4 protein-coding genes are annotated in these 4,803 nt (G+C 40.5%); 3 read left to right on the top strand and 1 reads right to left on the bottom strand.

What is annotated here, in order from left to right; genetic code table 11:
- Together BM095_RS16675 and BM095_RS16255 are read left to right on the top strand one after the other, a co-directional pair.
- Positions 1-322 (top strand): hypothetical protein (locus BM095_RS16675; protein WP_177194855.1); only part of this gene is annotated, 322 nt, incomplete at its 5' end.
- A gap of 1,130 nt (positions 323-1,452) precedes the next feature.
- Positions 1,453-2,412, top strand: a complete 960-nt coding sequence (locus tag BM095_RS16255) for a tyrosine-type recombinase/integrase (RefSeq protein ID WP_091664326.1) — start codon at positions 1,453-1,455, stop codon at positions 2,410-2,412.
- Positions 2,413-2,493: 81 nt separating this feature from the next.
- Here the strand turns inward: BM095_RS16255 and BM095_RS16250 are convergent, their stop codons facing one another.
- The gene (locus BM095_RS16250; RefSeq protein WP_091664323.1) at positions 2,494-3,069 is read right to left on the bottom strand and encodes a DUF3967 domain-containing protein; all 576 of its coding nucleotides are present in this window, start codon (positions 3,067-3,069) and stop codon (positions 2,494-2,496) included.
- Positions 3,070-3,531: 462 nt separating this feature from the next.
- Between BM095_RS16250 and BM095_RS16245 the strand changes: the two genes are divergently transcribed.
- A partial coding sequence (locus BM095_RS16245) for a replication protein (RefSeq protein ID WP_091664328.1) occupies positions 3,532-4,803 on the top strand: 1,272 nt, incomplete at its 3' end.

The raw sequence follows: 4,803 nt of genomic DNA, 5'->3' as shown, positions 1-4,803 counted from the left end.
TTATCAACAGGACGAAGAAATAAAGCTTTCGCTGGTTAATAGAGGTACTAAAGAAGTGATAATCCCTGATGCAATAGACATATATACGTTCACAGATGGAAGAGTACAGTGGTTAGAAAAGGAAACTCACAGTATGTTACAGTTCATTGAACCTTCTGATTCCTATACACCAAACTATGAACCCCATGAAGAAATCAGAGATTACTTTGGGGAAAATAATGATTTATCGGGAGCATATATATTATCTGTTGAATTCGAATATAATACAGGAAAAGATACTACTACTTCTGAAAAAATAGGAAAATTAATTTATATTGAGTAACATCTCCAGATGGCTAATATATAGTTTAAAGGTTTCTTCTTACCCTTGGCAGTAAAAAACTAGATAGGCAGTGTTGTTTTTTATTTATTCCCTCGCTCCCTTTACTGATTATTTTAAAAAGAAAGATCAGAAAATCAGAGGATAGTCATCTGCTGTGAGCTTCATCTATCTATTTTCGAGATATGAGGAAGTAAATAGAGTCACAAAAAGAAGAAAAGCGCTGTAAGTGTCTTATATTAGCTTGTTTGACGTCCTCTTGAATTTTGACAAAAGAAATGTTTATAGCTATGATAAATACATAGTTATTTTTAGTGAATGGTTTTCCTTCACACCGCTCGTTGGAAACAGCGCTGGCGGATAGGAGGAGTAAAGCGAATGGTTGTTTGCGTACATCTCGGGGACAGGGCTAGACGCTGTCACTGCTGGATGAGGGCAAACTTTTAGTGAATGGGAATGTCAATTAATAGGATTACTTAGGCTATCTATGCCTTGTAATAAAGAGAAACGCACATAGAGGCGTATCGAAAACACTGACTACAGTGGGATCGGTACGCCTTTTTTGTGTTCCACATATCAAAAAAATGAAAAAAGAAAGGGGAGAAAAGAAAAATGAATGAGAGAAGGAGCTAAAAAATGATGGTTTTGTTGAGAAAGCAACAATCGATAAAAAGCGTGTGGCACAAAACGCCAAATGTGTGTCCTGTGGCGGGATCGCAAGTGTCTGGGAGAAGAACGGGCGACTGTTGAGGCAGGTTTACATGAAACTATTGGCAATGGATGTAGCAATGGACGTGGTGAACCCATTGTGAAGTAGAACTTGCGCAACCACGAAGTGGTGCCTGCGGATGCAGGTGGACAGTTCCTGCGCATCATGCATCGTGTCACAAGTGACACACCTGCGATGGCGGGTTGAATGCAGACTGCTACTTAACAAAGCAGACAACCGAATAGAGCTGTCTCATTCTTAGTGATTCGATTTCTTTTGAATCGAATATAAGAATGAGACAGCTCGGGCAAACCCCGAGCTGTTCACCTTTCGGCGGATTTAACCGCCGAAATAGGTCTGAAACAGCAGGGATATGCAGACGGGGGAAGTATGCCCTTTTTTAGATTTATGAAGGAGGAGGAAGATGGGAAAACGGGATTGGAACATGACACCTAAGCAGCAGAATATTTACGAAAATTTGTGGCATCAAGCACACAAAATTTTCGATTGGCGAACGCACCACCAAGGAAAAAGAGGAACTGCGCGCTATAGAGATGGTGTACGATCGTTCGCCAAGCATTTAGCGATCAACTATGGGTCGAAGAATTTCAAAAACATCAACGAAAAACATTTGCGATCCTTTGTGGAGGAATCCCAGGAGGCAGGAGTTTCGGCAGCTACGATCAAGACGGATTTGTCTGCGGTCCGGAAATTGCACGCCATGTTACCGAAAACTCGCCATAAGCTACCGGATAATAATGACATTCTTGGGGCTGAGAAAAGAAAAATCGTTGGCGTGGATCGGGCATGGCAAAATAGAGAAGTCACTAAAGCTGTACACCATGCAAGAATCATGGGGAGAAAAGACGTGGAGTGGGCTATTGGTTGTGCCCGAACGATGGGATTGCGGATAGAAGAAGCGACGGGATTAACAAGAACGCAAATGAGAGAAGCACTCATCAATGGACATCTACACCTGACGAAAACCAAAGGAGGAATTCCCCGTGATGTTCCGTTAAATCAAGGGGCGAAAAGGGTTTTACAACGAATACTGGCTGAAAGTAAACATGAAAAAATATTCACGGGCCATGGCCAAACGCACCGGCAAGCGATGAAATCCATTCAAAATTGGCTTCAAAATCACAGAAAGGTCTTTACTGAAAAAAGTGAACAGGAGTCAGCATCGACCTATACGAAACAATTGGGCATTGACGTGCAACGCCCTCATTTGACGTTTCATGGGCTGAGGCATTCTTATGCTAGATCGCAATATGAAAAGGCCACTAGAGGCGGGATGAGCGCCAATGAAGCACGGCTGTATGTCGCTGAGCAGTTAGGACATGGGAGAGATGATGTAACACGGATTTATTTAGGAAGAAATTAGGATGGTTTGTTATGAAAATTGGAGACGAATACAAAGTCTCCAATGAATGAAAGAGATACTTTTTTTGTAGGTTAATCTATCCTAGCTCCAGAACTTCCACCATGGCTTTTTATCTTCAGTAGCTGCTGCTTCATCAGATTCCTTTTCCTGAATCATCTTTTTTGTCTCTCGTATTTCATTTAACGTTTGCATTAATCGCTCATCACGTGCTTTGGCACGTTGTTCTTGATCGTCCATGCGTTCATTTATATGTGCCTCTTGTTGCTCTACACGGGCCTGTAGCTCTTGAATGATATGTGACTGTTCTTTAATCTGTCTGCTCATCTCTCGATGAAGTTGCGGCAAGCTTAACATATATTCATTCATTTCATCATCGTCTGTCTGAATAGTAAGTGACTCTGTTTGTTGCAATATATCTTCAACTTGAGAGCGTTGTTTTCCTTCGTCCAGCAGGAAACGTATCTTTTTTACGGTATCTAATGAATTTGTATGTATCAGATACGTACGGCCTTCCTTTTTTAAACGCATGTAATCTCCGTAAGTCCTTACATAACGACGGACTGTTTCAGCTGGTATTCCCGTTTGTTCAGCTGTTTCTGTGACAGTGTGCCAATCGTCCATGCTGTTCACCCCTTCATTTAATGCTTCACCGTTCATTCTGTTATTTCTGCTAAAAGGATTATAATCCTTTTTTGGACTTTCGGCATCCCTGTTTTCTATCTTTTTGCTAAGTTGTATTAGCTGAATCAAAGAAAACGAGTCTTGGAATTGGGGAAAATGTTCGCAAGAGGTGTTAAGACTAGGGTTACTAGATGCAATGAACATCATGAACGGTAAGTGAATCAAAGAATGATAATTGGGAAATCATCATTATCGGATATAAATAGGGGTTTTTCTATCAAAGGCGAGCAAGTTGTTTCAAAGTTTGATAAACTAAACCTAAATACGAGAAAAACCCCTAGAACTTTGGCCGGTTCGGGGTTTTCTCACAACCTATTTGAAGGATTTTAGACCCTTATGGGAGTGATCCCAAAAGAGAATTAAACATATAGTTTAATTTTGTACCATTATCTTATCATAGGGCATAAAATCCTTCCACTGTTGAGGAGGATTTTTTTCATGGATGCAGATGTTAGCACACTAAACAATAGTAATCTTGAAAAAGCACGGTATCATGCTTGGTTTCACCATAAGGATGCAGATGGGTATATTACCTTAGCTAAAAAGACTACAAATGGATTTAAACAATATCATTATAAACCAGAACAATTAGCTCATGAGCTTTCTCAGTGGATCGGTGAGGATGTTTATTTTAGTCAGAATACCTTTTATAAGCCACAACGTAGAATTGAGCATGTAAGGCAATTGAGGGCCCTCTACGTGGATATTGATTGTTACCTATTAAACTATGCTCCCGATTGGACGTTAGGAAAATTAGAGTTGGAAATGTTTGATACAGCTTTGCCGGAGCCAAATTTAATCATTTTTTCGGGGAGAGGGTTGGTTCTGATATGGTTGATCGATCCTGTTCCTTATCAAGCATTACCATTGTGGCAAGCGATTCAAAACCACTTTGTACAACAGTTGGAAACCATAGGTGGCGATGCCAAAGCGAGCGATGCGGCTCGGGTATTCCGTTTGGATGGCAGTGTTAACTCTAAGAATAGAGCAGAAGTCCACGTACATTACCGTCATGATTATCGTTATGTTTTGCGAGATATTCAAGATGAATACCTACCGGACCTAAAACCAAAAAAACAAACCAAAGGGCGACCAAATAGGGTTCGTCATCTTTTTAATACATATACGCTTTATCATGCGAGACTACTAGACTTAGTGAAACTAGTAGAACTCCGACAGTATGAAGTAGATGGATACCGAGAGGTTATTTGTTTCTTGTATCGGTATTGGCAATGCTGCTATTTATCGGATCCCGAAGAAGCACTTAACCAATCTTTACTTTTGAATCAGGAGTTCACCAATCCTTTGCCTGATGGTGAGGTAATCCGAGCGACAAAAAGTGCAGAGAAAGCCTGGGAAGCAAAAAACAGTACGGAGGCAAATCGAATCGCACAAGAAAAAGGTTACCTAGGCGCTGGGTATAATATTAGTAACAAAAAGTTGATTAATTGGTTAGATATAACCTCTGTGGAGCAGCAAGAGTTAAAAACAATTATTGATGGAAATGAGAAGCGCCGAAGAAAGCGTATTGCCAACATGGAAAATCGTCGCAAAAAAGGCATGAGAACACGAGAGGAATATATAAAAGCACAGCATGATAAAACAGATAATCAATTAATTGCTATCCAAAAACTTTTGAAGAAAGGATATAAACAGAAACAGATCGCTGAGCGATTAGGGGTCTCAAGAGGTCGCGTAAGTCAGTTGGTT

It is taken from the genome of Alteribacillus iranensis, from assembly GCF_900113025.1.
Classification (GTDB): Bacteria; Bacillota; Bacilli; order Bacillales; family Marinococcaceae; genus Alteribacillus_A; species Alteribacillus_A iranensis.
This window is presented reverse-complemented; position numbering and strand designations above follow the sequence as displayed.

Excerpts from the sequence above, each read along its gene's own strand:
- BM095_RS16255 (WP_091664326.1), top strand. The coding sequence starts at position 1,453 with ATGGGAAAACGGGATTGGAACATGACACCTAAGCAGCAGAATATTTAC.
- BM095_RS16250 (WP_091664323.1), bottom strand. The coding sequence starts at position 3,069 with ATGAACGGTGAAGCATTAAATGAAGGGGTGAACAGCATGGACGATTGG.